Here is a 26339-nt window from a genome sequence, read left to right on the forward strand (position 1 = left end):
AACCGGGGAAGGGCAGGTGGAAGGCCATGTCGATGATCGCCGCCGCCGCGTCGCGGGTCCCGTCGCCGCGCTGGCCGGTGCCGGAGGAGAGACGGACGTTGACCGTGCTGTTCGTCGACATCGTCGGCTCGACCGCGCTGGTGGACCGGCTGGACCCGGAGGACGTACGGGCGGTGCAGCGGGCGTACTTCGACACCGTGTCGGGGGTGTTGCGCCGCTGGAACGGGGTGGTGGAGAAGTACGTCGGCGACGCGGTCATGGCGTTGTTCGGCGCCCGCGAGTCGGACGGGTTCGACGCGTACCGGGCCGTCCGGGCGGGACTGGAGATCCAGCGGGCGCTGGACCGGCGGCCACTGACCGGCGACGTCGTACTGCGGGTGCGGGTCGGAGTGGCCACGGGCGAGGCCGTGGTGGAACTTCCCGCCGTCCGCGACGGCGGGCACGGCGTGGCCAGCGGCGCGGTCATCACCACCGCGGCGCGGTTGCAGGAGTACGCGCCGCCGGGCGGGGTCGTCTGCTGCCCGGTTACCCAGCGGGCCACCGCCGGACTGGTGCGGCAACGGCAGCTCACCCCGGTCACGGTGCCCGGCCGGGCGCCCGCCTCGGGTATCTGGCAGGTGCTGGCGCCGATCGGGCAGCCCGCCGCGCGGCACGACGGACCGCTCGTGGGCCGGCGGCGGGAACTGGGCACCGCCCGGGACCGCATCATCCGCGCGATACGCGAGGGCAGCCCGCAGTGGGTGTCGGTGACCGGCCCGTCCGGCAGCGGCCGCAGCCGGCTGCTGCACGAGCTGACCCGGGCGGTAGACGTGGTCGACGGGGCGCCGGTGCGCTGGTGCGTGGCGTCCTGCCCGCCGCATCCGCACGAGTCGCTGGCCCCGGTGGCGAATCTGCTGCGCGACCTGGTCGCTCTGGGCACGGCGGACCCGCCGTCGGTGGTCCGCGGGCGGTTGACCGGCGCCCTGACCGGGTTGCTCCCGCCCAACCGGCTGGCGACTGCGGTGCCCGCGCTGGAACGGCTGCTCGCCGCGCCGGATGCCACCGCTGGCGCAGCCGCGGCCTGGTTCCACGAGGTGCTGCTGCGCCTGGCCGCCCGGGGACCGCTCGTGGTGGGGATCGACGACCTGGACCGGGCCGCCCCGGCGGTCGACCGGTTCCTGCACGCCCTGTTCACCGCGGCCGCCGCCCGGGCGCTGCCTATGGCCGTGGTGACGCTGCACGGCACTGATCGGGCCGAAGAGCTGCCCGTGGCGGCGGGCCGGCGCTGCCGCGTACCGCTGCGCCCACTCGCTCCGGTGCAGACCGGCCGGCTGCTCCGGCAGCTGCTGGTCCGCTCCGGCCAGCCGGTGAACCGGGTGGACCGGCTGCTCCCGCTGGTCGGTGACACGCCCGGACACGCGGCCGCGTACGTCCGCTCGCTCGCCGACGGCGCGGACCCGGCGGCACCGCCGTTGCCGGAGGCGCTGGTTCGCGCGGTGGGGGCCGAGGTCGACCGGCTGGACGGAACGCGGCGGGCGGCGCTGATGGCCGGGGCGACCCTGCCCGACGGGTTCACCGCCGACGCCGTGGAGCGGCTGCTCGGCTGGACGCCGGGGCAGGCCCGGGCCGCGCTGGCCGCGCTGCGCGCCGCCGATCTCCTGATCGCCCTCACTGGCGGCCGGTACGCGCTGGCCACACCGGCGCTGCGCCGGGTGGCCGCCGGCCGGCTGCCTCGCCGGCTCCGGGCCGCCTTCGCCTCGCGCGCCGCCGAACGGGTGGGATCGGAGGTGCCGGCTCATGTCGTCCGGGACGCCAGTCCCGCCGGGTCGGCACCGCGTCGGGCCGCCGGCCGGTCCGAGGCGCAGTCTGTACGCCCCGGCCGGGACGGCCACCCGTCGACGGCGACCTTCCCGGTCAACCCGGCGTCGGCACCGCGATCGGACGGCACGGCCCGACGACGGGACCTCCGGTCAGCCACGGAGAATCATCCGGAGCGGCCCGCCGGCGATCGCCGGTCCCCGGCCGGACGTCCGGGCAGCACCGACCTGCCCGCCTGGCGCCCGCCGACGCCCACGTCGCGAGAGCTCCGGCCGGGCCGCTGGCCGGATCGGGCGGACCCGGCGCCGCACGTCCACTCCGACGCGGCCGCCCCGTCCGGCGGCTCCCCGCCCGTCACGGCCGGGACCGCCGCCGCCTGAGCGGCCGGCAGCCGGTGCCGCTGGGGCGGTATCCGGTCGACGAACCGCTCGCTGCGGGCGGCTCAGGCCGGCGCGGACGGAAGGTCGGCCGGATCGGGTGCCGGTTGCGAGGATCGGTGGCCGGCGAGGAAGGCCAGGACCCGGCCCCAGGTGGCCCCGGCGGCGGCCGCGTCGTGGTCGGGCACGTCCGGATCGGTGAAGAGGTGTCCGACGCCCGGGTAGCGGAACACCTCGAGCCGCGCCCCGGCGGCGGCCATCGCCCGGCGCCACTCGTCGACCTCCTCGGGCGGCTCGTACTGGTCCGGGTCGGCGAGGTGCAGCTGCACCGGCAGCCCTGGCCGGACCGCCGCCGGCGAGCCGCCGGTGCCGTGCAGGAGCAGCAGTCCGGCCGTTGCCGGACGCTCCGCGAGCAGTGCCCCGGCCACCCCGGCGCCCATCGAGAAGCCGGCCAGCACCGTCTCCGGCGGCAGGTGCGCGACGGCCTCGGCGGCTCGGCCGAGCACCACGTCGTGGCCGATCTCGGCCAGCAGGGCGAAGCCCTCCTCGACGTCGTCGGAGGCCGGTACGCCGTAGAGGTCGGGCGTGGCCACCTGGTGCCCGGCGGCGCGCAGGCGTTCGGCCGCCGCCAGGACCGCCGGGCGCAGTCCGTGGACGGAGTGGAAGAGCACGACATGTCCCATCGGGTCATCCTGCCGTGTCCCGAGGGCCACCCCGGGCAGCCCGCGCCGGAGCACGGCACCGTGCCGGGCAGGACCTACGTCGGCACCGGCGGGGTCAGCGACCGGGTGTCGCGCCGTCGGCGGGCGCGGGCCGGTCGACGAGGGTGCGGCTGCGCCCCCGGAACTCGGCGATCACCGCGCCGTCGTCCCGGGTGACGGTGACGTCGTAGATGCCGCTGCGCCCGTAGCGGGTGCGCTCGGTGGCGTACGCGGTCAGCAGGTCGCCCACGCGCGCCGGCCGGACGAAGGTGATCTCCCCACCGGCCGCCACGGTGGCCGGGCCGCAGCTGTTGCAGGCCAACGCGAAGGCGGTGTCGGCCAGCAGGAAGACGAAACCGCCGTGGGCGATGGCGTGCCCGTTGATCATCGCGTCGGTCACCCGCATCCGGGCCACCGCCGCGCCGTCGGCCGCCTCGACCAGCTCGATCCCGAGCCCGCGGGAGGCCGGATCGGCGTCGAACATGTCGTACGCGGCGTTGCGCTCGCTTCCCACGTCAGCTCGCCCGCCGCTGGTCGACGATGCGCCGCATCTTCCCCATGGAACGCTCCACCCCGTCCGGTGCGATCACCTCGACCGCCACGCTCACCCCGATGGTGTTCTTCACCAGGTCCGCCAGGGCGGCGCCGGCCCGCTCGGCGGCGTCGCCGGCCACCCCGGCCCGGCGTTCCACCTTCACGGTCAGCGTGTCCATCCGCCCCTGCCGGGCGAGTACGCACTGGAAGTGCGGGGACAGCTCGGGCGTACGCAGGATCAGCTCCTCGACCTGGGTCGGGAAGATGTTCACCCCACGCACGATCATCATGTCGTCGGTGCGTCCGGTGATCTTCTCGATCCGGCGCATCGGCCGGGCGGTGCCCGGCAGCAGCCGGGTCAGGTCACGGGTGCGGTACCGCACGACCGGCATCGCCTCCTTGGTCAACGAGGTGAGCACCAGCTCGCCCCGCTCGCCGTCGGGCAGCACCTCGCCGGTCACCGGGTCGATGATCTCCGGGTAGAAGTGGTCCTCCCACAGGTGCAGGCCGTCCTTGGTCTCGACGCACTCGTTGGCCACGCCGGGGCCCATCACCTCGGAGAGTCCGTAGATGTCCACGGCGTGCAGGTCGAGCAGCTGCTCCATCTCCCGGCGCATGTCCTCGGTCCACGGCTCCGCACCGAAGATGCCGACCTGCAACGAGGTGGCGCGGGGGTCGATCCCCTGTCGGCGCATCTCGTCGAGGATGGCCAGCATGTAGCTGGGCGTGACCATGATGATCTCCGGCTGGAAGTCGCGGATCAGCATCACCTGGCGCTCGGTCATCCCGCCGGAGACCGGGATGACGGTGCAGCCCAGCTCCTCGGCCCCGTAGTGCGCGCCCAGGCCGCCGGTGAAGAGGCCGTAGCCGTAGGCGACGTGCACCCGGTCGCCCGGACGGCCGCCGGAGGCGCGGATCGACCGCGCCATGAGCCGGGCCCAGGTCTTCAGGTCGTCGCGGGTGTAGCCGACCACGGTCGGCCGGCCGGTCGTGCCGGACGAGGCGTGCAGCCGGGCGATCCGCTCGCGGGGCACGGCGAACATCCCGAACGGGTAGTTCTCCCGCAGCTCGGCCTTGCCGGTGAACGGGAACCGGGCCAGGTCGGCCAGGTCACGGCAGTCGTCGGGGTGCACATCGGCGGCCTCGAAGGCCCGCCGGTAGTGCGGCACGTTGTCGTACGCGTGCCGGAGTGACCAGCGCAGCCGTTCGAGCTGCAACGCCCGCAGTTCGTCCACACCGGCGCGTTCGATCGGCTCCAGGTCCTGGGGGCGAGGGGTGCGGTCCTGCATCGGTTCCTCCTGCGCGACGACGGTGGCGCGACCGGCGTGCGCGGCACCGTCCGCGCCGGCACCGGCCCGCTGAAGGGTTCGCGCCGGTGCCCGGATGGATCTCGCGTCCGCCGATGGCGGAAACCGTAGCCGACTCCGGCCGTCCACCGCCGTCGGGTGCCCGGCCATCGGGAACCTCGTCGTGCGCCGGCGCCGGTCCCGTCAGACGGTCAGCAGGGTCTTGCCGACAACCGACCGGTCCTCGATCGCCCGGTGCGCCTCCGCTGCCCGATGCAGCGGGAACGTCTGGCCGATCAGTGGCCGGAGCCGGCCCGCCGCGGCGGCCTCCAGCGCGGCCCGCAGGTACCGGCGTCGCCGCTCGGGGCCGAACTGCACGTCCGCGATGCTCAGGACGTTGATGCCCCGGCCGCGGGCCGTGTCGACGTCGGGCACCGCGAAACCGCCCGCCGGGGTGCCGTGCGCGGAGAACCAGCCGCCGTCACACAGCAGGCCGAACGCGGCCCGCCCGTACCCGCCGCCGGCACCGTCGAGGACCACGTCCAGGCCGCCGGTCGCCGCCCGGACGAGGCCGGTCCAGCCCGGATCGGCGTAGTCCACCGCGAGGTCCGCTCCGAGTCGGTACGCGGCCGCACGCTTGGCCGCGCCCCGCGCCGCCGCGACGACGTAGGCGCCGGCCGCACGTGCCTGTTGCACCAGCAGGGCGCCGAGCCCACCGGCGGCGGCCGTGATCAGCACCCGGTCGTCGGCGCGTAGCGGCACCAGGTCGAGCAACCCCATCGCGGTCACGCCGTCGTGCAGCAGCGCGGCGGCGTCGGGCAGGGTGACCTCGTCCGGAACCGGCAGCACACCGTCGACGGGCACCGCGGCCCGTTCCAGGTAGCCGCCGCGTTCGTCGGTGCGGGTGACGATCCGCCGGCCGACCCAGGCGGGGTCGACGCCCTCGCCCACCGCGCCCACGATCCCGGCAACTCCCACGCCCGGCCGGTACGGCGGTACGACCGGGAAGTGGTCGCCGCCCGCACCGCGGCGGATGGCCGTCTCCACCCAGAGCACGTCGGCGACGGACACCTCGACCAGCACCTCGCCGGGCCGGGGCGCCGGCTCCGGCGCCTCGGTCAACGTCAACACCTCCGGGCCGCCGAACGCGGCCACCTCGATCACCCGCATGCGGCTCTCCTCCACGCTCGTCGGTACGACCAGCCTGGACGGTGAAGTGGGGTTGAGGTCAAGCGGTCACAGGCGCCGGATCTCGCCCGACGGGTCAGCGGGCCACGTTCCTCCGGGCGGGTGGTGACCACCGGCCCCTTGTTGCAAGGTATTGGCAACAGAGTCTGGACAGCCACCTCGCTACGTAACTAGCCTCGTGGGGCATGAGCCCTTACCTAAGTGACACCGCCGCCTGGCAGGAGAGCTGGGACCGGCAGCAGGAGGCGTACCTGCCGGACCGCGAGCAGCGGTTCTCCACGATGCTCGACGCGGTCGACGCGGTCACCGACGGCGTGCCCCCGCGGGTGCTCGACCTCGCCGGCGGCACCGGCACCATCTCGCTGCGGACGCTGGCCCGCTTCCCCGACGCCGAAGTCACCGTGCTCGACCTCGACCCGGCGCTGCTGGCCATCGCCGAGGCCTCGCTGGCCGGGCGGGCCACCGTGGTCACCGCTGATCTGGGTCACGTCGACTGGGTGGCCGCCCTCCCCCACCGGGCCTACGACGCCGTGCTCACCGCGACCGCCCTGCACTGGCTGCCGGCCGACCGGCTCGCCCGCCTCTACACCGAGATCCGCGAGGTGCTGCGGCCGGACGGGATCCTCGTCAACGCCGACCACATGCCCGACGACGCGCTGCCGGAGTTCACCAAGCGGCTCGCCTCCCGGGCGCACGCCCGCCGCGCCGCCCGGTACGCCGCCGGTGCGACCCTCTCCTGGTCCCAGTGGTGGGAGCGGGCGGGCGAGGACCCGGTACTCGCACCGCTTGTCGAACGGCGGCACGCCATCTACCCCGCCGGTCACAGCCCCGAGTGGACGCCGCCCGTCTCGTGGCACCTGACCGCGCTGACCGACGCCGGCTACCAGGAGGTGGGCACTCTCTGGCGCGGTGGCGCGGACGCGGCCGTCGTCGCCCTCCGCTGACCCCGCGCACCCGCCGGGCGTATCCTGAAACTCCTTGATCTTGCAGAACGCAGGGCAGCGTCGCAGGAAGGGGCCTCGCTCTTTCGCACGGCGGGCTCTCTGCACACCCACGGCTGTATCACCGCCGGCCCACGCCGACGCACCGGCGGGCCAGGCGGACCTGCACGGGCGGCGACGGGAGGGTGGCGGGTGACGGAGCGGGCGGGTCGGCGGGTCGACCCCGACGTCGACCTGCGGGTACCCCGCGACCGGCGGGAGCTGGCCCGGCACCCGGCGGCGGTGGTCGGCGCGGTCGCCGTCGGCGGGGTACTCGGCTCGTTGGCCCGCGCCGGACTTCAGGCGGCCTTTCCACACGGGCCGGGCACCTTCGCCTGGGCGACCTTCGGCATCAACCTCACCGGCTGCCTGCTCATCGGCGCGCTGATGGCGGTGCTACGGGCGGTCGGCGGCGGGTCGGCGCTGGCCCGGCCGTTCCTCGGCGTCGGCGTGCTCGGCGGTTTCACCACCTTCTCCACGTACGTGGTCGACGTGCACCAGGCGCTGGTCGCGGGAGCACCGGGCGTCGCCCTCGGGTACCTGGTGAGCACCGTGGTGGGCGCGCTGCTCGCCGTCTGGGCCGGCGACACGCTCGCCGGCCGGCTGCTCCGGCGGAGCGACAGGTGAACGTGCTCCTCGTCGCGCTCGGCGCGGCCCTCGGCGCCCCGCTGCGTTACCTCACCGACCGGGCCGTGCAGGCCCGGTTCGGCTCGGCCTTCCCGTGGGGCACCCTGACGGTCAACGTGGTGGGCTCGCTGGCGCTCGGCTTCCTGGTCGGGTTGCCGGTCGCGCCGGCGGTCAGCGCGCTGGTCGGGACCGGCTTCTGCGGTGCGCTCACCACCTGGTCCACGCTCAGTTACGAGACTCTGCAGTTGGCCCGCTCCGGCGGGCGGCTGCGGGCCCTGGCCAACATGCTGGGCAGCGTCGCCGCCAGCCTCGCCGCAGCCACCATCGGCTACGCACTCGCCCGAGCCCTCACCGGCTGACCCCCTGGTCGATCACGAGGTTGGCGGCGTCTCCGATCTCCGAACCCGCCGTCAACCTCATGATCGTCGAGTCAGGGCGCGGGTGCACGCAGGGCGGCCACCGGGCCGACGACGAAGAGGGCCGGCGGGCGGAGGCCGGCCCGGGCGGTGACGGCGGCGATCTCGTCGAGGCGCCCGGGCACGGTCCGCTGGTCGGCGTGACCGGCGTCCTGCACCGCCAGCACCGGCGTGTCCGGGGCCCGACCGTGCTCGATCAGGGTGGCGGTGATCTTGCCGATCGTCTCCACCGCCATGAGCAGCACCAGGGTGCCCCGGGCGCGGGCCAGCGCGGGCCAGTCGACAAGCGACTGCGGGTGCCCGGGCGGCAGGTGCCCGGAGACCACGGTGAACTCGTGCGCGACCCCCCGGTGCGTCACCGGCACCCCGGCCAGCGCCGGGCCGGCGAGGGCGCTGCTCACACCCGGCACCACCGTGACCGGCACACCGGCCGCCAGACAGGCCTGGACCTCCTCGTGGCCGCGACCGAAGACGTACGGGTCGCCACCCTTGAGCCGGACCACCCGGCGTCCGGCGCGGGCGTGCTCGACCACTGTGGCGTTGATGTCGTCCTGCTCCATCGCCGGTCCGCGGGGCACTTTGGCCGCGTCGACGACCAGCACGCCGGGGCGCAGCCCGGCGAGCAGCCCGCGCGGGGCGAGGCGGTCGACGACCACCACGTCCGCCGCGTCCAGCAGCGCCCGTCCCCGTACGGTGATCAGGTCGTCCGGCCCCGGACCACCGCCGACCAGGGCGACCCCGCCGTGGTCGTGGTGATCGCGGTCGTGGTGCGCGTGGTCGTGGTGCGCGTGGTCGTGCGGGCCGTGGTGATGGTGGTGGCCGCCGACCGGGTCGTCGGGATGGTCGTGCGGGGTCTGCGGCCGGCCCACCTTGTCGGCGAAGCCGGGCATCAGCACCCGGTACGCGCAGGTGTCGCAGTTCATCCGGATGTCACCGCGCAGCGCCTCGGCGTACCGCTCGAGCACCAGGTCGGCGAGCGCGTCGCAGTCGCCGATCAGATCGGCCACCCGCACGTCCAGGTCCGGATGCGCGGCCGCGTACGCGGCCGACTCGGCCACGATCCGGTCGGGCAGCACGCCGGCGAACAGGAAGTACGGCGCCACCACGATCCGCCGGGCGCCGAGCCGGCGCAGCCGGTCCAGCACCGCCGGCACCGACGGCTCGGCGAGGGAGATGAAGCCCGGCTCGACCCCGGCGTAGCCGCGCCCCTCCCAGAGCAGCCGGGCCACCTTCGCCACCTCGGCGTTGGCGTCCGGATCGGTGGAGCCCCGGCCGATGAGCGCGACCCAGGTACCGGCCCGGTCGGCGCCGGCGAGGGCCGCGTCGACGCGCTGTTCCAGCACGTCGTTCAGCACCGGGTGCGGGCCGAGCGGGCGGCCGTACGAGTAGGCCAGACCGGGGTGGCGATCCTGCTCGCGGGCCATCGCGGCGGGGATGTCGCCCTTGCCGTGCCCGGCCGCGGTGAGCACCAGGGGCAGCGCGACCAGCTTCCGGTGTCCCCGCCCGACCAGAGTGCCGACCGCGTCGGTGAGTGGCGGACGGGACAGCTCGATGAAACCACCCTCGACCTCGATGCCGGCGGCCCGCCGCCGGACCCGCTCGACGAGCGCGGTGAACTGGTCGACCCCGGCCGTGCTGCGGGTGCCGTGCCCGACGATCACCAACGCCGTCATGGCTGCTCCGAGGTGTAGAGCAGGGCGTTGACGGCGGCGGCGGCGACCGCCGAGCCGCCCTTCTCGCTGCGGTTGGACACGGCCGGCAGGCCGCTGACCCGCAGCGCCGCCTTGGCCTCGGCGGCGCCGACGAAACCGACCGGAAGGCCGACGACCAGTGCCGGTTCGGCGTCCAGGCCGATGAGCTCGGTCAGTGCGGTGGGGGCACAACCGACCGCCCACACGGCGCCCGGGCCGACCCGGTCGTACGCGATCCGGATCGCCGCCGCCGACCGGGTGATCCCGGCCGAGCGGGCCAGCTCGGCGACCGCCGGCTCGGCGACCGGGCAGACCGCGGCCCGCCCGGTGATGCCGGCGGCGACCATCGCCACGTCGGTCACCAGCGGCGCGCCGCCGCGCAGGGCCTCCAGCCCGGCGGCCAGCGCCGCCTCGTCGCAGACCAGATCTGTGACGTAGTCGAGGTCCGCGCTGGCGTGCACCACCCGCTCGGTCACCGCGCGGGTCAGCGGCGGCAGCTGGCTGAGGTCCACCCGCTCCCGCAGGATCTGGTACGACAGTTGCTCGATCGGGTGCACGACGCGACTCACCGGTCCTGCCCCGCGTCCCGGCCGCCGCTCGGGGTGGCAAGCCTGCAGGGGGTGGAACTCATCGGACTCCTTCGAAGGGCTCGGGCCCGGTGACGCGGATCGCGTCCACCGGGCAGATCTCCAGGCATTCCAGGCAGCCGGTGCAGCGGTCGGGGCGTACCTCGAGACCGCCGGCGACCGGCCGGATCGCGTGCACCGGGCAGGTGAGCAGGCAGGCGCCGCAGCCCTGGCAGGGGCCGATGGTCACGATCGCCACCGGTACCCCCGGGGAGTGACCATCCGGCCCGCGACGACGCGGGTGTCGCTGTTGCCGACCACCACGACGCCGTACATGTCGACCACTGTCACGTCGAGGTCGGCGAGGGTGGCCAGGTGCACCGACTCGTCGGGCCGGCTGGCGTTGCGGACGACGCCGACCGGGGTCGACGGTGGACGGTGCCGGCCGAGAATCTTCAGTGCCGCGCCGAGCTGCCAGTCCCGGGCCCGGCTGCGCGGGTTGTAGAGCAGCACCACGAAGTCGCCCTCGGCGGCCGCGGTGAGCCGGCGCTGGATGACCTCCCACGGGGTGTGCAGGTCGGAGAGGCTCAGGTATGCGTGATCGTGACCGAGTGGGGCGCCGAGCAGCGCGCCGGCGGCGAGCGCGGCGGTCACCCCGGGTACGCCGACCACGTCGATCCGCTCGTCGGCGTACTCGAGCGCGGGGCTGGCCATCGCGTACACCCCGGCGTCGCCGGAGCCGACCAGCGCGACCGCCCGGCCGGCGGCGGCCTCGGACACCGCGGCCCGGGCGCGGGCCTGCTCCGCGCCGAGGCCGCTGGCCAGCACGCGGGTGCCGGGGCGCAGCACGTCGCGCACCTGGTCGAGGTACTGGTCGAGGCCCACCACGACGGCGGCCCGGCGCAGCTCGGCGACGGCGCGCGGGGTGCGCAGGTCTGGTGCGCCCGGGCCGAGCCCGACGAGGGCGAGCCGGCCGCGTGGCGCGTGCCGGGCCACGGCGACGGTGGCCATGGCGGAGGCGGTCTTCGGCACCAGCAGCTCCGCGTCGGCGGGCCGGCCGGTGGTCCCGAGCAGCGCGGCCGCCTCGGCGACGCTCGGTGTGCCGACCGCCGCGCGGACCACCTCGCTCGGGTGCGGCACGTCGACCGCCGCGAGCTGCGCCGCCGGCCGGGTCACCAGGGGTACGCGCAGCGCCTCCGCGGTCGCCACGATGCCCGCCTCGTCGGCCTTCACATCGGCGCTGGCCAGGCAGCGCAGGCTGGCCGGGCTGAGCCCGGCGTCGGCGAGCACCCGGTGCAGCAGGTCGGCCACCTCGGCGGCCGCTACGCCCCGGCTGGCGCCGACCCCGGCCACCAGCGACGGCGGCCGCAGCACGGCGGTGCACCCGTCGAGCGGCACCACCCGATCGGTCACCAGCAGCCGGTACGCGGCACCCTCGCCGCCGCGACCGGCGCCGTCGTCGGCGGCGGGGTCGTCGGCGTCATGGTCGGCGAGGTCGTCGGGGGCGTCGGCGGGGTCGGGGAGGTCGGCGCGAACGTTCTCCGGCAGGGCGGGCAACGGCCAGGCGGCGTCGGCGATCAGCCGGACCGGCTCACCGTCCAGGATGGCGCGGGCGACCGCGGCGACCGCCCCCTCGACCGGCCAGCCGAGCGTGTCCAGTCCCGGCAGGCCCACCGCGTCGGTGGCGGTGGTGACGACCGGCTCGGCGTCGAGCAGCGCGGCGACCCGCGCGGCCAGCGCGTTGCCGCCGCCGGCGTGCCCACCGAGCAGCGCGACTGCGTGCCGCGCCGCTTCGTCGACCACCACCACCGCCGGGTCGGTGCGCTTGTCGCGGAGCAGCGGGCCGAGGATCCGCACCACCGCCCCGGTGGCCAGGAACGCCACCACCGCGTCGCACTCCGTCCAGGCGGTACGCAGCGCGTCCGCGACGCTCGCTCCGGGCACGACGCGGGCCTGCGGCCACGCGCGGGCCAGGACGTCGGCGTGCCGGCGGCCTGCCGCGGTGGCGGCGACCAACCCGATGCGCTCGGGCGTCGACGTGTCGGTGCTCGGGTCGGTCACTGGCGCTCCCCGGTGAGGACGACCACCGGGTTGGTGGCCGCGAGGCGGATGGAGCCGCCGGGCAGGTCGGCCAGGCGGGCGGCGGCGAGTTGGACGCCGTCGACGGCGTACCCGGCGGCGCGGAGCAGGGTGACGGCCGGACCGACCCGGTCGACGGCGGCGAGGGTCACCACGACGCGCCCGGGGCGACGCTCCGCCACGGCGGCGAGCACGCCCGGCCCGCCGCCGCCGACGAAGACCGCGTCCGGCTCCGGCAGGCCGGCCAGCGCCGCCGGGGCGGCCCCGGTGACCACCCGCACGTCGACCCGGTGCGCCTGGGCGTTGCTCCGGATCAACGCGGCGGCGTCGGGGTCCCGGTCCACGGCGACGACCGCGGCGCCGAGCAGGCCGCACTCGATGCCGACCGAGCCGCTGCCGGCGCCGATGTCCCAGACGAGGCGGCCCAGCCGGGGACGCAGGCGGGCGACCGCCAGGGCGCGCACCTCGGGCTTGGTGATCATCGATGCGCGGTGCGCGTACGCGGACTCGGGCAGCGCCCAGCCGCCCGCTGGGGCGGCGGCCGGTTGGTTGTCCCGCCGCATGCCCGCCCCGGCGCTTGCCCCGGCGCCCGACGTGGCGTCCGACGTGGCGTCCGACGTGGCGTCCGCGCCGGTAGGGCTGTCGTCGGCCGGTTCGGCGAGGCAGAGCAGCACGTGCGGATCGGACCAGACCCGCGCGGCGGCGTCGGCCGGCGTGGTCTCGACCACCCGTTCCGCGTCGGTGCCGAGGTTCTCCGCCACGACCAGCCGGCGGGACCACCCGACCAGGCCGGCGCCGATCTCGGCCGCCCCGGCGCCGGGCGCGGTGAGCACCGCCACCGCCGGCAGTGCGCGGCAGGCGTTCAGCGCCGGACGCAGGTCCCGGCCGTGCGCGCTGACCACGGCGGCGTCGTCCCACGACCGGCCGGCACGGGCGAACGCGGCGGCGACGCTGGAGACCGCCGGCAGCACCCGTGGCGTCAGGCCGGCGGCGCGCAGCCGGCGGACGATGCCGAACAGACCGGGGTCGCCGCTGGCGAGCACGACGGCCGGGACGCCGTCGGTGACGGCGCGGGCGATCCGCTCCAGCGCGGGCGCGAGCGGACCCAGGGTGACGGTGGCGCAGCCGGCCGGCACCGGCACGGTGGCGAGGTGCCGGGCCGCGCCGACCACCAGGCCCGCGCCGTCCAGCGCCTCGGCCAGCCCAGGGCGCGATGGGCCGTCGGCCGCGTCGATGCCGACGACTGTCAACGTCGCCGGTGCCACGGGCTCAGCGCGCAGGGACGCGTCCCTCACGCGACCCACCGCCGTGCGCGACCCGCCGCCGGGCGGCGACCGCACCGGGCGGGACGGCAACGCGCGACGGCTACCGCACCGGGTAGGACGGCAGCACCTGGCGAGGCCGCGTCAGCGGGCGAGGCCGCGTCAGCGGGCGAGGCCGCGTCACCGGGCGAAACGGCCGCACCAGGCGGAACGGCGGCGCCGGGCGGGACGGCGGCGCCGGGCGGGACGGCGGCGCCGGGCGGGACGGCGGCGCCGGGCGGGACGGCGGCGTGGCGTGCCGCCGCCGCGACCACGCCGACGAGCCTGATACCTCTCAGGTATATATATGCCTGAGAGGTATCAAGCTCGTGAGCCACCTGCCAGCGTCCGGGCTCACGCAGCGTCACTGTCTCCACGTCCGGAACACACCCGGGTCTCACGTGTCCCACCGCCCGGACGACGCGACCAGCGCCGAACCCGCGAAGTCCACCATGGCCACGTCGACGTCGACGGCGTCCCCGGCGAAGCGGCGCAGCACCTGACGAACCCGATGACAGAGCAGGTCCCCGGCCGGGCGCAGCAGCCCGGCGGCCTCCCACAGCTCGTACGCGTGCCGCCCGGTGTTCGCCTCGATCACCGCCGCGACCAGGTCGGGCGTACCGCCGGCCTCCGCGGTGACCGCGCCGAGCAGCGACAGGTCCACCTTCGAACGGGTGTAGTGGGTCATCAGCACCCCGGCGGCGAGCTTGGCCAGCTTGCCGGCCATGCCGACGAAGACCACCCGGGTCAGGCCGTCGGCGACTGCGGCCGTCACGGCAGCGCCGGTGAAGTCACCCACCTCGACGAAGCAGACCTCTGGCAGGTCGGGCAGCAGGGCCCGGGCGGCCCGCTCGGTGCGCCCGCCGGTGCAGAGCACCACGGTCCGCTCCCCCTGAGCGGCCATCACGTGCACCGCCTGAACCACGCTGGCCCGCCAGGAGGCGGTGGAGAACGGCCGGACGATTCCCGTCGTGCCGAGGATCGAGATGCCACCGAGGATGCCGAGTCGCCGGTTGGTGGTCTTGCGAGCCATGATCTCGCCGCGCGGGACGCTGATCACCACCCGTACGCCCACCGTGGTCAGGTCGACCACCTCGCCGACAGCCGCGGTGATCATGCGGCGTGGGGTGTCGTTGATCGCCGGCCCGCCGACCGGCAGGCCCAGCCCGGGCTTGGTGACGGTGCCGACGCCGGCCCCACCGGCCAACCGCAGTCCCGGTTCGCTCTGCCAGTCCACCGTCGCGGTCAGCTCCGCGCCGTGGGTCACGTCCGGGTCGTCGCCGGCGTCCTTCACCACCACGGCCTCGACGCGGGCGGGCGGACCGGCGGTGAGTTCGCAGCGGGCGACCGGGAAGCTGACCCGGCGACCGGCGGGCAACCCGATCTCCACCTCCCGCTGCGGTACCCCGCTGACCAGCGTGGCCACCGCCGCCTTGGCCGCTGCGGTGGCGCACGCCCCGGTCGTCCAGCCGGTGCGCAGCGCGGTGGGCCGGACCTTCGCGGTACGCGGCAGGTCCGGCTCGCGCAGCGGCGGCTCGGCGTACGTCACGCCGGCTCCCCCGCCGCGCCGCGGGCCCGGCGCAGCTCGGCGCGGGCGGCCGGCTCGGCGCGACGGAACGTGTGGAAGTGCCCCGGATGGTAGAGGTGCGAACGGGTGCCGGCGGCGCCCAACGCGGGACCTACCAGGAAGAGAGTGTGCTTCCACAGTCGGTGCTCCTTCACCGTGGCGGCGAGGGTGCCGACGGTGCAGCGCACCACCAGTTCGTCCGGCCAGGTCGCCTGGTACGCGACCACGGCCGGGGTGTCGGGCTGGTAGCCGCCGGCGAGCAGCTCGGACTGCACCTGCCCGGATCGGGCGGCGGACAGGAACAGCGCCATGGTGGTGCCATGCCGGGCGAAGTCGCGTACCCGCTCGCGCGGCGGCATCGGAGTCTTGCCACCCTCCAACCGGGTCAGGATGACCGACTGGGCGACCTCGGGAATGGTGAGTTCCCGCCCGACGATCGCCGCGACCGCGGTGAACGACGACACGCCGGGCACCACCTGCACGGCCAGGCCGAGCGCCCGGCACAGGTCGAGTTGCTCCTGCATGGCGCCCCAGAGCGCCGGGTCGCCGGAGTGGATCCGGGCCACGGTCAGCCGTTCGCCGGCCGCCCGCCGGAAGAGCGGCAGCACACCCTCGATCGGCAGCTGCGACGAGTCCACGATCTCCGCGTCGGGCCGGGCGTGTTCGAGCACGTCGGCGTGCACCAGGCTGGCCGCCCAGATCACGATGTCGGCCGCGCCGATCGCGCGGGCGGCGCGCAGCGTCAGCAGGTCGGCGGCGCCGGGGCCGGCGCCGACGAACCAGACGGTGCCGGTCTTCACAGTTTTCCTCCCCGGCGGTCCCGGCGGGCCGGGACCAGCAGCGTCGACAGGTAGGGCAGTTCCTCGTGGGGCCCGGTGACCGGGCCGATCCGTTCACCGGGCAGGCCGAGGGCCTGGCCGAGCACCGCGTCGGCCAGGCGGTCGTGCCGGCGCAACGCGGCGACGAGTTTTCCGTGCCGGCGCCAGCCCTTGTAGGCGACCACGGTGCCCGGGCCGGCCAGGGCGTCCTCGAACACCGCCGCTCCCGCGGTGGCGGGCAGCAGCGTGAGCGGTTCGCGGCCCTCGCACAGCGGTACGCCGGCGCGTGCCGCGAGGTCCTGCATCGCGGTGACGCCGGGCACCGTGCGCACCTCGACGGTGGGCCGCCGCTCCCGCACGCCTTGAGCGAGGTACCCGAAGGTGGAGTAGACGTTCGGGTCGCCGATGGTGGCGAAGGCGACCGTCCGGGCGCCGGCGTCCATCGCGGCCACCACCGCGGCGGCGGCCTCGTCCCAGGCGCGTTCCCGGCGGGCGGTCACCCCGCCCCGGTCGTCGAGGGCGAACGGCAGCCGGCGAAGGCGGGCCGGATCGGCGTACGCGCGGGCCGTGGTCTCGGCCCGGCCCGGCGGCGCGTCGCTGTCGGCGGCCAGCCGGTCCAGCACGGGTACGAACACCACGTCGGCTTCGCGCAGCACCCGTACGGCCTTGACGGTCAGCAGCTCGGGGTCGCCCGGTCCCACACCGACCCCGGTCAGCGTGGGCCCGTCCGGGGCGCTCACCAGGCCGCTCACCGGGCCGCCGCCTCGACCAGCCGCCGGGCGGTATCGGGGTGACCCGCCCAGTGGGTGTGCAGGTAGGACGCGTGCACCCGGCCGTCGACGAAACCGTGCGCGGCGCCGTCCCATCGCCACGCCGGCCGCTCGCCGCACCCCGGGTCGGTGACCGTGCGGTGGAACTCGTGGCCGTTCACCGGCGCGCCGGCGCGGGCGATCGGGGAGTCGGTGGCGGCGGTCGCCGAGCGGTAGCCGAGGGTGAGCCGGCCGGTCATCCGCGCGGTGAGGTCGAGCCGCCCGCACATCGGCACCCCGTCCAGGGTCCGACCGAGGTAGAGCAGGCCGGCGCACTCGGCGACCATCGGGCCGCCGAAATCGGCCAGCTCCGCGCGGAGCGACGTGTTCATGGCGAGTTGCTCCGCGTACGCCTCGGGGAAACCGCCGCCGATCACCACCGCGCGGGTGCCGGCGGGCAGTGCCGGGTCGTGCAGCGGGTCGACGACGGTGACGTGCGCGCCGGCCGCGGCGAGCAGCTCGGCGGTCTCGGCGTACGAGAACGTGAAGGCAGGCCCGCCGGCCACCGCGACGACCGGCCGAACGCCAGTCGGGCCGCCGACGGCCGCGGCCGGGTCCCAGGCGGGTGCGGTAAGCGGTGGCGCGGTGCGCGCCAGCTCCAGCACCGCATCGAGGTCCACGGTGGACTCGACGAGTTCGGCCAGCGCGTCGACGACGGCCACGGACTCCGGCGCGCGCTCGGCGACCGGCACCAGCCCGAGATGCCGTGACGGGGCGGCGACCTCGGCGGCTCGGGCGACCGCGCCGAGCACCGGCACGTCCACCTCGGCGAGCGCGTCCTGCAGCAGCCGCTCGTGCCGGGGCGAGCCGACCCGGTTGAGGATCACCCCGCCGATGCGCACGGCCGGGTCGAAGGCGGCCATGCCCAGCGTCAGGGCGGCGGCCGAGCGCCCCTGGGCGGTGGTGTCCAGCACCAGCAGCACCGGCGCGTCGACCAGCCGGGCAACGTGCGCGGTGGAGGCGTAGCCGCGTCGGCCGACCGCGCCGTCGTGCAGCCCCATCACTCCCTCCACCACTGCGATGTCCGCCGGCGTCGGGGTGCTCGCCCCGTGCCGCAGCAGCGGCGCGATCCGCTCCTCGCCGACCAGCCAGGGGTCGAGGTTGCGGCCGGGCCGGCCGGCCGCGAGCGCGTGGTACCCGGGGTCGATGTAGTCCGGGCCGACCTTGTGCGGGCTCACTGTCAGCCCGCGACGGCGCAGCGCGGCGAGCAGTCCGGTGGCCACCGTGGTCTTGCCGTGCCCGCTGGCGGGCGCGGCGACCACCACCCGGGGCAGCGCCCAGGGCGCGGTCGGCTCGGGTGGCGGGCCGCCGGTCGTCGCCTCGTCGGGGCCCGGCCTCACCACTCGATGCCCTTCTGGCCCTTCTGGCCGGCGTCCATCGGGTGCTTGACCTTGGTCAGCTCGGCGACCAGGTCGGCCGCCTCGACGAGCCGCGGGTCCGCGTCCCGCCCGGTGATCACCACGTGCTGGAAGCCGGGGCGGTCGGCGAGCGTGCCGACCACCTCGTCGACGTCCACCCAGCCCCACTTCATCGGGTAGGTGAACTCGTCGAGCACGTAGAACCCGTACCGCTGCGCGGCGAGGTCACGCTGGATCTGCCGCCAGCCCTCCAGCGCGTCGGCGGCGTGGTCGGCCTGGTCGCCGCGCTGGATCCACGACCAGCCCTCGCCCATCTTGTGCCAGGTGACCGGGGCGCCCTGGCCGGTACGCTCGTGCACCTCGCCGAGCGCGCGCAGGGCGTTCTCCTCCCCCACCCGCCACTTGGCGCTCTTGACGAACTGGAACACCCCGATCGGCATTCCGGCGGTCCACGCGCGCAGGGCCATGCCGAACGCGGCGGTCGACTTGCCCTTCATCTGTCCGGTGTGGACGACGAGCAGCGGGCGGTTGCGGCGCTGCCGGGTGGTGAGCCCGTCGGCGGGCACGTTGCTGGGCTTTCCCTGCGGCATCAGGCGGCGCTCCTCGTGCGGATGGGGGGCGAGCCGGCGGCGGGCCCCGGGGCGCCCGGCACGGCCGGGCGGGCGGTGGCGAGGCCGACGAGCGGGTCGGTGGCCACCCGGTCCAGCGGGTGGTGGTCGCCGCCCAGCTGGGTGGCGAGACGGTGCGCGAGGCCGAGACGTACGGGGCCGGACTCGCAGTCCACGACGACGCAGGGAGCGCCGGTGGCCGCGAGAACGGCTGCCGCGCGGGCGGCCCGATCGAGGGGACGTTCACCGCTGGTGGCCCGCCCGTCGGTGAGCACCAGCACCAGGGGGCGGCGACGCGGGTCGCGCAGCCGCTCCACCCGCAGCAGCTCAGTGGCCGCGAGCAGACCCTCGGCCAGCGGCGTACGCCCGCCGGTGGGCAGGTCTGCCAGGCGTGCCGAGGCGGCGAGCACCGACGACGTGGCGGGCAGCAGGGTCTGCGCGCCGGTGCCGCGGAACGCGACCACGGCGACCTTGTCGCGCCGCTGGTAGGCGTCGGTGAGCAGCGCGAGCACCGCCCCCTTGACGGCGGACATCCGCTGCCGGGCCCCCATCGACCCGCTGGCGTCGACCACGAAGAGCACCAGGTTGCCCTCGCGTCCCTCGCGGACCGCCTCGCGAAGGTCGGTCGGGTGCAGCCGCAGCGGCCCGGTGCGGCGGCCCCGGTCGACCTGGTGCGGGGCGGCGGCGCGCAGGGTCGCCGGCAGGTGCAGCGCGCCGGGCCGGCCGGCCGGCAGCCGGGCGCCGGTGGTGCGGCCGCGTCCGGTGCGGGCGCGCGAACGCCGGCCGGGCACGCCGTCGCCGACGCCGGGCGCGGTGAGCAGCCGGGCCTTCAGGCCCGGGACCGGTACGGCTGCAGGCTGGCCGCTGGAGCGCGGGTCGCCGTCCGAGGTGCCGGTGGCCTCGACGGGTCCCGCGCCGTCAGCGGGGCCGGACCCGGCGCGCGCGTCCGAGTCCGGCGCGGACGGCTCCACCCCGCCGTCCGCACGGGCCTCCGTCTCCCCGCCGGTCGGGCCGTGCCCGTCCCGGCCGGCCGTTCCGTCGCCGCCCGTCGGTCCGGTCGCGTCGCCCGGCGGATGCCCGTCGCCCGAGCCGCCACCGGGCCCGCCACCGGACGGTCCGCCGTCCGGGGTGCCGCCGGACGGGCCGCCCGGCGGGTCGTCGTCGGGATCGTCGTCGCCGGCGCGTTCGAGAGCCTCGTCGAGCAGTTTCTCGTCCAGCCCCGGCGTGTCGAACGGGTCGCGGCGCCGCCGGTGCGGCAGCGCCAGCCGGGCGGCCGCCCGCACGTCCTCGACACCGACCTGGTCCCGGCCGTGCCAGGCGGCGTGCGCGACAGCGGTACGCGCGGTGACGATGTCGGCCCGCATGCCGTCGACGTCGAACGCGGCACAGACCTCGGCGATCTGCCGCAGCGCGGAGTCCGGCAGGCGTACCCCACCGAGCCGCTGCCGCGCTCCGGCCACCCGGTGGGCGATCTCCGCGTCCGTGTCGGCCCAGCGGGCGGCGAAGCCGGCCGGGTCGGCGTCGGCGGCGAGCCGGCGGCGGACGACCTCGGCCCGGATCGCCGGTTCGCGGCTCGCGGCAACCTCGACGGTGAGCCCGAACCGGTCGAGCAGCTGCGGACGCAGCTCCCCCTCCTCCGGGTTCATCGTGCCGACCAGCAGGAACCGGGCGGCGTGGCTGACCGAGACACCTTCCCGCTCGACGTGGCTGCGCCCCATGGCGGCGGCGTCGAGCAGCAGGTCGACCAGGTGGTCGTGGAGCAGGTTGACCTCGTCGACGTAGAGCACCCCGCGGTGCGCGGCGGCGAGCAGTCCCGGCTCGAAGGCACGCACGCCCGCACCGAGCGCCTTCTCCAGGTCCAGCGAACCGACCACCCGGTCCTCGGCGGCGCCGACGGGCAGCTCCACCAGCCGCGCCGGACGCCGCTCGGCGACGGCGTCGGCCGGGTGCGGACCGTCCGGGCAGCCCGGGTCGGGAGCGGCCGGGTCGCAGTGGAACCGGCAGCCGGCCACCTGGTCGACCGGGGGCAGCAGGGCGGCCAGCGCCCGCACCGCGGTGGACTTGGCGGTGCCCTTCTCGCCGCGTACCAGCACGCCGCCGATGGCCGGGCTGACCGCGTTGAGCAGCAGGGCGAGCCGCATGTCGTCCATGCCGAGCACGGCGCTGAACGGGAACGTGGTCATGCCCGGTCCTCCAGATCACCCTCGCTGGTCAGGTACGTCTCCCGGAGCCGTTCCAGGGTCGCGGGGTCGGGTTCGGCCCAGAGCCCCCGGTCGGCGGCCTCCAACAACCGCTCGGTGATGCCGCGCAGCGCCCACGGGTTCGACTCGGTGAGGAACTCCCGCGTGGTCGGGTCGAAGACGTACGCGGCGGCGAGCTGCTCGTACATCCAGTCGTCGACCACACCTGCGGTCGCGTCGTAGCCGAACAGGTAGTCCACGGTGGCGGCCAGCTCGAACGCGCCCTTGTAGCCGTGCCGGCGCATCGCGGCGATCCACCTCGGGTTCACCACCCGGGCGCGGAACACCCGGCGGGTCTCCTCACCCAACGTCCGGGTACGCACGTCGTGCGGCATCGCCGAGTCGCCCACGTACGCGGCCGGCGCGGCACCGGTGAGGTGACGCACCATCGCCACCATCCCGCCGTGGTACTGGAAGTAGTCGTCGGAGTCGACGATGTCGTGTTCACGGGTGTCCTGGTTCTTCACCGCGACCGCGATGCGGGCGAAGGAGCGTTCCATGTCGACCCGCGCCTCCCGCCCGTCCAGCCCCCGGCCGTACGCGTACCCGCCCCAGACCGCGTACACCTCGGCCAGGTCGGCGTCGCTGCGCCAGTTCCGGGCGTCGATCAGCGGCAGCAGGCCCGCCCCGTACGCCCCGGGTTTCGAGCCGAAGATGCGGGCGGTGGCGCGGCGCTCGTCGCCGTGCTCGGCCACGTCGGCGGCGACGTGGGCGCGGACGAAGTTGTCCTCGTGCGGCTCGTCGAGGGCGGCGACCTGCCGGACCGCGTCGTCGAGCAGGGCGACCACGTGCGGGAAGGCGTCCCGGAAGAAGCCGGAGATCCGTACGGTGACGTCGACCCGGGGGCGGCCCAGTTCGGCCAGCGGCACCACCTCGACACCGGTGACCCGGCGGGAGCGGTCGTCCCAGGTGGGGCGGCAGCCGATCAGCGCGAGGACCTCGGCGATGTCGTCGCCCTGGGTACGCATGGCGCTGGTGCCCCAGACGGTGAGCCCGACCGAACGCGGATACTCGCCGGTGTCGGCGAGGTGCCGCGCCAGCAGCGAGTCCGCGAGGGCCACCCCGACGTCCCAGGCGTTGCGGCTGGGGATGGCCTTCGGGTCCACGGAGTAGAAGTTGCGCCCGGTGGGCAGCACGTTGACCAGGCCACGCGTCGGCGAGCCGGAGGGCCCGGGCGGCACGAACCGGCCGTCCAGGGCGGCGAGGGTGTGCGCCAGCTCGTCGGTGGTCCGGTCGAGCCGGGGCACCAGCTCGGTGGCGGCGAAGCGCAGCAGGGCGGTCGCGTCCGGCAGGTCCCGGCCGGTGACCTCCGCGACCACCGCGTCGGCCTTCTCGGCGTCCCAGCCGAGGGTCTCCATGCCGGCGACGAGCCGCCGCGCGAGGGCCTCGATGAGGTCGACCGCGTCGGCGGCGGTGACGGCCGGCCCGGCCACGGTGTCGGTCAGCGCGGCGGGGACGTCCAGCCGTTCGCCCGGCGCGGCGAGCAACGCCGCCTCGTCCAGCCCGTAGCCGGCCGCCAGCGCCTGTCGCAGCCCGGGCAGCGCGCGGGCGCCGCCCCACACCTGCGGCGCCCGCAGCACGGCGAGGACCAGGTTCACGCGGACGTCGCCGGCCGGCGCGGCGGCGAGCACGTGCAGACCGTCGCGGATCTGCACGTCCTTGACCTCGCAGAGGTACCCGTCGAGGTGGAGCACGAAGTCGTCGAAGTCCTCGGCGGTGGGCATCTGTTCGGTGTGCAGGTCGTGGTGCAGTTCGGCGGCGCGGACGAGTTGCCAGATCTGTGCCTGCACCGTCGGCACCTTGGCCGGGTCGAGGGCCTGCACTGTCGCGTACTCGTCGAGCAGCTGCTCCAGCTTCGCCAGGTCGCCGTACGTCTCGGCCCGCGCCATCGGCGGCACCAGGTGGTCCACGACCACCGCGTGCGCGCGGCGTTTGGCCTGCGTGCCTTCCCCGGGGTCGTTGACGATGAACGGGTAGACCAGCGGCAGGTCGCCGAGGACGGCGTCCGGGGCGCAGTCGGCGGCGAGCCCGAGGCCCTTGCCGGGCAGCCATTCGAGGGTGCCGTGCTTGCCGAGGTGCACCACGGCGTCGGCGCCGAAGCCACCGTCGGTGGGCGGGGCGGCCAGCCATCGGTACGCGGCCAGGTAGTGGTGGCTGGGCGGCAGGTCCGGGTCGTGGTAGATGGCGATCGGGTTCTCGCCGAAGCCGCGCGGTGGCTGGATGAGCAGCACCACGTTGCCGAAGCGCAGCCCGGCCAGTACGACGTCGTCCCCGTCGGTGTACAGCTCGCCGGGCGGCTCGCCCCAGTGCGTGCGCATCCGCTCGCGCAACGCGGCCGGCACCTCGTCGAACCAGCGTCGGTAGACCTCGCCGGGCACCCGCGCCTCGGCGGCGGCGAGCTGCTCAGGGGTGAGCCACTCGACGTCGTGGCCGCCGGCGGCGATCAGGGCGTGGATCAGGGCGTCGCCGTCGTCCGGCGGTGGCGCGTCGCCCAGGTCGTAGCCGGCGTCGGCCAGCGCGCCGAGCAGCCGCACCGCCGAGGCGGGGGTGTCCAGGCCGACGGCGTTGCCGACTCGGGAGTGCTTCGTCGGGTACGAGCTGAGCACGATCGCGAGCCGCTTGTCGGCGTTCGGCAGCCGGCGCAGCCGGGCCTGCCGCACCGCGATGCCGGCGACCCGAGCGGCGCGCTCCGGGTCCGCGGCGTAGACGGAGAGCCCGTCGGCGTCGATCTGCTTGAACGAGAACGGCACGGTGATGATCCGGCCGTCGAACTCCGGGACGGCCACCTGCATGGCGGCGTCCAGCGGGGTCAGCCCGGCGTCGGAGCCGGCCCACTGCTCGCGGGTGCTGGTGAGCAGCAACGCCTGCACCACCGGTACGTCGAGCGCGGCGAGCGCGCCGACGTCCCAGGCGTCCTCGGCGCCGCCGGCGGAGGCGTCCGCCGCCACTGCGCCGCCGGCCGCGAGGACGGTGACCAGCAGCGTGTCGCAGCGGGCGAGCAGCGCCAGCGGACCGGCGCCCTCGGTCAGGCCACGCAGCGATCCGCAGTAGACGGGCAGCGCGTTCGCGCCGGCCGCCTCCACCGCGTCGGCGAGCGTGTCCACGAACGCGGTGTTGCCGGCGAGCGCGTGCGCCCGGTAGAAGACGATGCCGACGGTCGGCCGGTCCGGGTCGGTGCCCCGGTCGCCGTGGACGCCGTACGCCGGGGTGGGCGCGGGCGGCGCGAAGCCCTCGCCGGTGAGCAGCACCGTGTCGGAGAGGAACCGGGCCAGCTGGGCGAGGTTCTCCGGGCCGCCCTCGACCAGGTACGCCAGGGCCTGGGTCGCGACGCCGGCGGGCAGGGTGGAGGCCGCCATGAGCTCCGCGTCCGGCGTCGGCTCGCCGCTCAGCACGACCGTCGGCACGCCGGAGGCGAGCACCGCGGCCAGGCCGTCCGGCCACGCCGGCCGGCCGCCGAGGAGCCGTACGACGGCGACGTCCACACCGTCGAGCAGCGCGGGCACGGACTCGGCGTCGACGCGGGCCGGGTTGGCCAGCCGGTAGTCGGCGCCGCTGGCGCGGGCGGCGAGCAGGTCGGTGTCGGAGGTGGAGAGCAACAGGGTACGCACGGATGGCTCCGGAGAGTGACGCCCGCGTCGCCGTACCGGCGGTCGGGCTGAGGGAGTGGATGGCGCGGGGTTCAGCGGAGACGGCCAGCCGGCCGTGGGCCGTTCACCGTCGACGTGGCGTACGGGTCAACCGGCGCGGCCGGAAGCGCCGACGGACCGTCCGATGTGGACGGCCGACGTGCCGGCGACGCGGCGGGCGCGATGTCGCGGGGGTGCGCTGATGGTTGCGGGCCGGTCACGGCGATCGCCGTCGGCGCGGTGGACGCGGTGCGTCATCGGGTCCTCCTCGGGTTTCCACGCCCTGGGGTCACATCCCGACGGCCGAAGTATCCTGGCTCCCGGATCGACGCTCACCCCCGGCCTTCCAACCGCGCACGCACGGCCGTGACTCACGAGGGGGGATCGCTCCCCGGTGACAGTGGCGGGACCGCGCCGGAATCGCACCGGCTTCCTTCACTGCCGTCAGGCCGCGAATGCTGCCACACCCGTCCCGGCCGGTCAACGCCGCCCCGACCGAGCCACCAGCCCGATGACTAGGATCAACCACGGGCTGTCACGCGTCCACATCGATCCCGGGAGATCGCCATCATCGACATGCGGTTTCACCACCTCGCCGGCCGGGTGTGGGTCTGCCCCGGCGATCCCGACCCGGCGGCCGTCCAAGCCGGCGTCGCCGTGGTGGCCGACGAACGCGGCAGTGTGATGATCGACGCGGGGCAGAGCCCGGCGCACGCCCGTGAGATCCGCGCCGCGTTGCACGCGGCGGGGCTGCCGGAACCGCGCTGGCTCGTCTACACGCATCACCACTGGGACCACGTGTGGGGCGCCTGCGCCTGGCCCGGCGTGGAGATCGTCGGCCACGTGACCGGCCAGGAACTGCTACGCGCGGAGGCCGCCCGACCCTGGAGCCACCGTTACCTGCGCGAGCAGGTCCGGGCCAACCCACGGCTCGCCCCGAGTTTCCGGGCGCGCGCGTTCGCGGTGGACTCGTGGGACGACTTCGCGGTGCTGCCCCCGACCCGTACGTTCACCGACTCCGACGAACTGCCGGTCGGGGTGCGCCTACGCCATGTCGGTGGCCGGCACGCGCCGGACTCGACAGTGGTGCTGGTGCCGGACTCGGGGGTGATGCTCCTCGGTGACAGCTTCTACCCGCCGCCGGCGCACCTGCGCGAGCCGGACGACGGCCCCGACCTCGCACTGCTCCGCCGGCTGCTCGACGACGACTACGACTGGTACGTCGACAGCCACGGCGAACCGATGACCCTCGCGCAGGCCCGGTCCGAGGCCGGCGCCGGCTGAACGGTGTCGACCGGCTCCGGATCCGCCGTCAGCGGAGCCGGCGCTCGGGGTGGGCCCGGTTCCAGGTACGCATCCGCTCGGGGTAGCCGGTGCGGGCGGCCTCGTAGAGCGGAACGGCGTGCCGCCGCGCGATGGCCGCCGCCGCGCGGGGCGAGCCGGTACGGCGGCGGATCCACTCCCCGTCGTACGCGACCGCCACCACTGTGGTGTCGGTCGCGGTGGTCTCCGGCTCCAGGTAGAACTCGACGCCACGGCGGCTGGCGATGAACGCCTCCAGCGCGGCGAGGTCGTCCCGGGTCGCCTCCCGGTCGAGCTTCGTCGGGGTCCCGTCGGCGGCGCGGGGCCGCCGGTTGAACCAGCCCATGCCCGGCTCCTCTCCCTCGGCGTCCCTCCAGTTCAGCACCGCTACCTGTCAATACGCTGCGAGCGGGATGGGAGGACGCTGGCCGCCGACGGCGGTTGGCGTCGGCCGGTGTCCGGGCAGCG

Annotated in this window: 22 protein-coding genes and 1 riboswitch; of the genes, 5 read left to right on the forward strand and 17 right to left on the reverse strand. The window is 75.8% G+C overall.

The annotated features are described in order from the left end of the window. Positions 1–26 precede the first annotated feature (26 nt). Complete coding sequence (locus tag BXA10_RS21905) at positions 27–2177, forward strand: adenylate/guanylate cyclase domain-containing protein (RefSeq protein WP_076472685.1); 2151 nt, start codon at positions 27–29, stop codon at positions 2175–2177. A gap of 62 nt (positions 2178–2239) precedes the next feature. On the opposite strand, the gene BXA10_RS21910 is transcribed toward BXA10_RS21905, so the two are convergent. The 4 genes from BXA10_RS21910 to BXA10_RS21925 form a co-directional block, all read right to left on the reverse strand. Beyond that, positions 2240–2911, reverse strand: coding sequence for a dienelactone hydrolase family protein (locus BXA10_RS21910; protein WP_342742897.1), 672 nt, complete (start codon positions 2909–2911; stop codon positions 2240–2242). Positions 2912–2951: 40 nt separating this feature from the next. Then, complete coding sequence (paaI, locus tag BXA10_RS21915) at positions 2952–3359, reverse strand: hydroxyphenylacetyl-CoA thioesterase PaaI (protein ID WP_076472724.1); 408 nt, start codon at positions 3357–3359, stop codon at positions 2952–2954. A gap of 31 nt (positions 3360–3390) precedes the next feature. After that, positions 3391–4698, reverse strand: a complete 1308-nt coding sequence (paaK, locus tag BXA10_RS21920) for a phenylacetate--CoA ligase PaaK (RefSeq protein ID WP_076472725.1) — start codon at positions 4696–4698, stop codon at positions 3391–3393. 201 nt (positions 4699–4899) lie between these two features. Beyond that, a complete protein-coding gene (locus tag BXA10_RS21925; RefSeq protein ID WP_076472687.1) occupies positions 4900–5865 on the reverse strand; it encodes a zinc-binding dehydrogenase in 966 nt (321 codons plus the stop codon). A gap of 203 nt (positions 5866–6068) precedes the next feature. Here BXA10_RS21925 and BXA10_RS21930 point away from each other — a divergent pair, with 203 nt between their 5' ends. From BXA10_RS21930 to crcB, 3 genes are all read left to right on the forward strand, one after another. After that, positions 6069–6827 carry a class I SAM-dependent methyltransferase gene (locus BXA10_RS21930; protein WP_076472688.1) on the forward strand — a complete coding sequence of 253 codons (759 nt, stop codon included), beginning with the start codon at positions 6069–6071 and terminating at the stop codon, positions 6825–6827. Between the two features lie 189 nt (positions 6828–7016). Then, complete coding sequence (locus BXA10_RS21935; RefSeq protein ID WP_076472689.1) at positions 7017–7490, forward strand: fluoride efflux transporter FluC; 474 nt, start codon at positions 7017–7019, stop codon at positions 7488–7490. Next, the gene (gene crcB, locus BXA10_RS21940) at positions 7487–7849 is read left to right on the forward strand and encodes a fluoride efflux transporter CrcB (RefSeq protein ID WP_076472690.1); all 363 of its coding nucleotides are present in this window, start codon (positions 7487–7489) and stop codon (positions 7847–7849) included. Before BXA10_RS21935 ends, crcB begins: the two co-directional genes overlap by 4 nt. 71 nt (positions 7850–7920) lie before the next feature. On the opposite strand, the gene cobA is transcribed toward crcB, so the two are convergent. The 12 genes from cobA to cobN form a co-directional block, all read right to left on the reverse strand. Beyond that, positions 7921–9579, reverse strand: a complete 1659-nt coding sequence (gene cobA, locus BXA10_RS21945) for a uroporphyrinogen-III C-methyltransferase (protein ID WP_076472691.1) — start codon at positions 9577–9579, stop codon at positions 7921–7923. Beyond that, the gene (locus tag BXA10_RS21950) at positions 9576–10166 is read right to left on the reverse strand and encodes a precorrin-8X methylmutase (RefSeq protein WP_076472692.1); all 591 of its coding nucleotides are present in this window, start codon (positions 10164–10166) and stop codon (positions 9576–9578) included. Before BXA10_RS21950 ends, cobA begins: the two co-directional genes overlap by 4 nt. A 58-nt stretch (positions 10167–10224) precedes the next feature. Continuing rightward, entirely contained in the window at positions 10225–10422 is a 198-nt protein-coding gene (locus BXA10_RS21955; RefSeq protein WP_076472693.1) for a ferredoxin family protein, read from the reverse strand. Continuing rightward, a complete protein-coding gene (gene cobJ / locus BXA10_RS21960) occupies positions 10410–12224 on the reverse strand; it encodes a precorrin-3B C(17)-methyltransferase (protein ID WP_076472694.1) in 1815 nt (604 codons plus the stop codon). Before cobJ ends, BXA10_RS21955 begins: the two co-directional genes overlap by 13 nt. Continuing rightward, the gene (cbiE, locus tag BXA10_RS21965) at positions 12221–13597 is read right to left on the reverse strand and encodes a precorrin-6y C5,15-methyltransferase (decarboxylating) subunit CbiE (RefSeq protein ID WP_084753125.1); all 1377 of its coding nucleotides are present in this window, start codon (positions 13595–13597) and stop codon (positions 12221–12223) included. Before cbiE ends, cobJ begins: the two co-directional genes overlap by 4 nt. A 343-nt stretch (positions 13598–13940) precedes the next feature. Then, positions 13941–15092 (reverse strand): cobalt-precorrin-5B (C(1))-methyltransferase, encoded by a 1152-nt coding sequence (locus tag BXA10_RS21970; protein ID WP_076472695.1) that lies wholly within the window; start codon positions 15090–15092, stop codon positions 13941–13943. Beyond that, positions 15089–15910 (reverse strand): precorrin-4 C(11)-methyltransferase, encoded by an 822-nt coding sequence (gene cobM, locus BXA10_RS21975; RefSeq protein ID WP_076472696.1) that lies wholly within the window; start codon positions 15908–15910, stop codon positions 15089–15091. The genes BXA10_RS21970 and cobM overlap by 4 nt, the downstream gene beginning before the upstream one ends. Further along, positions 15907–16671 (reverse strand): precorrin-2 C(20)-methyltransferase, encoded by a 765-nt coding sequence (cobI, locus tag BXA10_RS21980; RefSeq protein ID WP_245828357.1) that lies wholly within the window; start codon positions 16669–16671, stop codon positions 15907–15909. The genes cobM and cobI overlap by 4 nt, the downstream gene beginning before the upstream one ends. Before the next feature lie 5 nt (positions 16672–16676). Continuing rightward, positions 16677–18077 carry a cobyrinic acid a,c-diamide synthase CobB gene (locus BXA10_RS21985; protein ID WP_076472728.1) on the reverse strand — a complete coding sequence of 467 codons (1401 nt, stop codon included), beginning with the start codon at positions 18075–18077 and terminating at the stop codon, positions 16677–16679. Next, positions 18074–18685, reverse strand: a complete 612-nt coding sequence (cobO, locus tag BXA10_RS21990; RefSeq protein WP_076472697.1) for a cob(I)yrinic acid a,c-diamide adenosyltransferase — start codon at positions 18683–18685, stop codon at positions 18074–18076. Before cobO ends, BXA10_RS21985 begins: the two co-directional genes overlap by 4 nt. After that, a complete protein-coding gene (locus BXA10_RS21995; protein ID WP_076472698.1) occupies positions 18685–20886 on the reverse strand; it encodes a putative cobaltochelatase in 2202 nt (733 codons plus the stop codon). Before BXA10_RS21995 ends, cobO begins: the two co-directional genes overlap by 1 nt. Next, the gene (gene cobN / locus BXA10_RS22000; RefSeq protein WP_076472699.1) at positions 20883–24551 is read right to left on the reverse strand and encodes a cobaltochelatase subunit CobN; all 3669 of its coding nucleotides are present in this window, start codon (positions 24549–24551) and stop codon (positions 20883–20885) included. The genes BXA10_RS21995 and cobN overlap by 4 nt, the downstream gene beginning before the upstream one ends. A gap of 302 nt (positions 24552–24853) precedes the next feature. Continuing rightward, a riboswitch (cobalamin riboswitch) is annotated at positions 24854–25030 on the reverse strand. A gap of 115 nt (positions 25031–25145) precedes the next feature. Between cobN and BXA10_RS22005 the strand changes: the two genes are divergently transcribed. After that, on the forward strand, positions 25146–25853 hold the full coding sequence (locus tag BXA10_RS22005; protein ID WP_076472700.1) for an MBL fold metallo-hydrolase: 708 nt from the start codon (positions 25146–25148) through the stop codon (positions 25851–25853). Between the two features lie 28 nt (positions 25854–25881). Here the strand turns inward: BXA10_RS22005 and BXA10_RS22010 are convergent, their stop codons facing one another. Further along, a complete protein-coding gene (locus BXA10_RS22010; RefSeq protein ID WP_076472701.1) occupies positions 25882–26217 on the reverse strand; it encodes a hypothetical protein in 336 nt (111 codons plus the stop codon). Positions 26218–26339: the final 122 nt, after the last annotated feature.

The organism is Micromonospora avicenniae (genome assembly GCF_900156065.1).
GTDB classification, from domain to species: Bacteria; Actinomycetota; Actinomycetes; order Mycobacteriales; family Micromonosporaceae; genus Micromonospora; species Micromonospora avicenniae.

Excerpts from the sequence above, each read along its gene's own strand:
- BXA10_RS21925 (WP_076472687.1), bottom strand. The coding sequence starts at position 5,865 with ATGCGGGTGATCGAGGTGGCCGCGTTCGGCGGCCCGGAGGTGTTGACG.
- BXA10_RS21930 (WP_076472688.1), top strand. The coding sequence starts at position 6,069 with ATGAGCCCTTACCTAAGTGACACCGCCGCCTGGCAGGAGAGCTGGGAC.
- paaI (WP_076472724.1), bottom strand. The coding sequence starts at position 3,359 with ATGTTCGACGCCGATCCGGCCTCCCGCGGGCTCGGGATCGAGCTGGTC.
- cobA (WP_076472691.1), bottom strand. The coding sequence starts at position 9,579 with ATGACGGCGTTGGTGATCGTCGGGCACGGCACCCGCAGCACGGCCGGG.
- BXA10_RS21905 (WP_076472685.1), top strand. The coding sequence starts at position 27 with ATGTCGATGATCGCCGCCGCCGCGTCGCGGGTCCCGTCGCCGCGCTGG.
- BXA10_RS21995 (WP_076472698.1), bottom strand. The coding sequence starts at position 20,886 with ATGACCACGTTCCCGTTCAGCGCCGTGCTCGGCATGGACGACATGCGG.
- BXA10_RS22005 (WP_076472700.1), top strand. The coding sequence starts at position 25,146 with ATGCGGTTTCACCACCTCGCCGGCCGGGTGTGGGTCTGCCCCGGCGAT.
- cobO (WP_076472697.1), bottom strand. The coding sequence starts at position 18,685 with ATGCCGCAGGGAAAGCCCAGCAACGTGCCCGCCGACGGGCTCACCACC.
- BXA10_RS22010 (WP_076472701.1), bottom strand. The coding sequence starts at position 26,217 with ATGGGCTGGTTCAACCGGCGGCCCCGCGCCGCCGACGGGACCCCGACG.
- paaK (WP_076472725.1), bottom strand. The coding sequence starts at position 4,698 with ATGCAGGACCGCACCCCTCGCCCCCAGGACCTGGAGCCGATCGAACGC.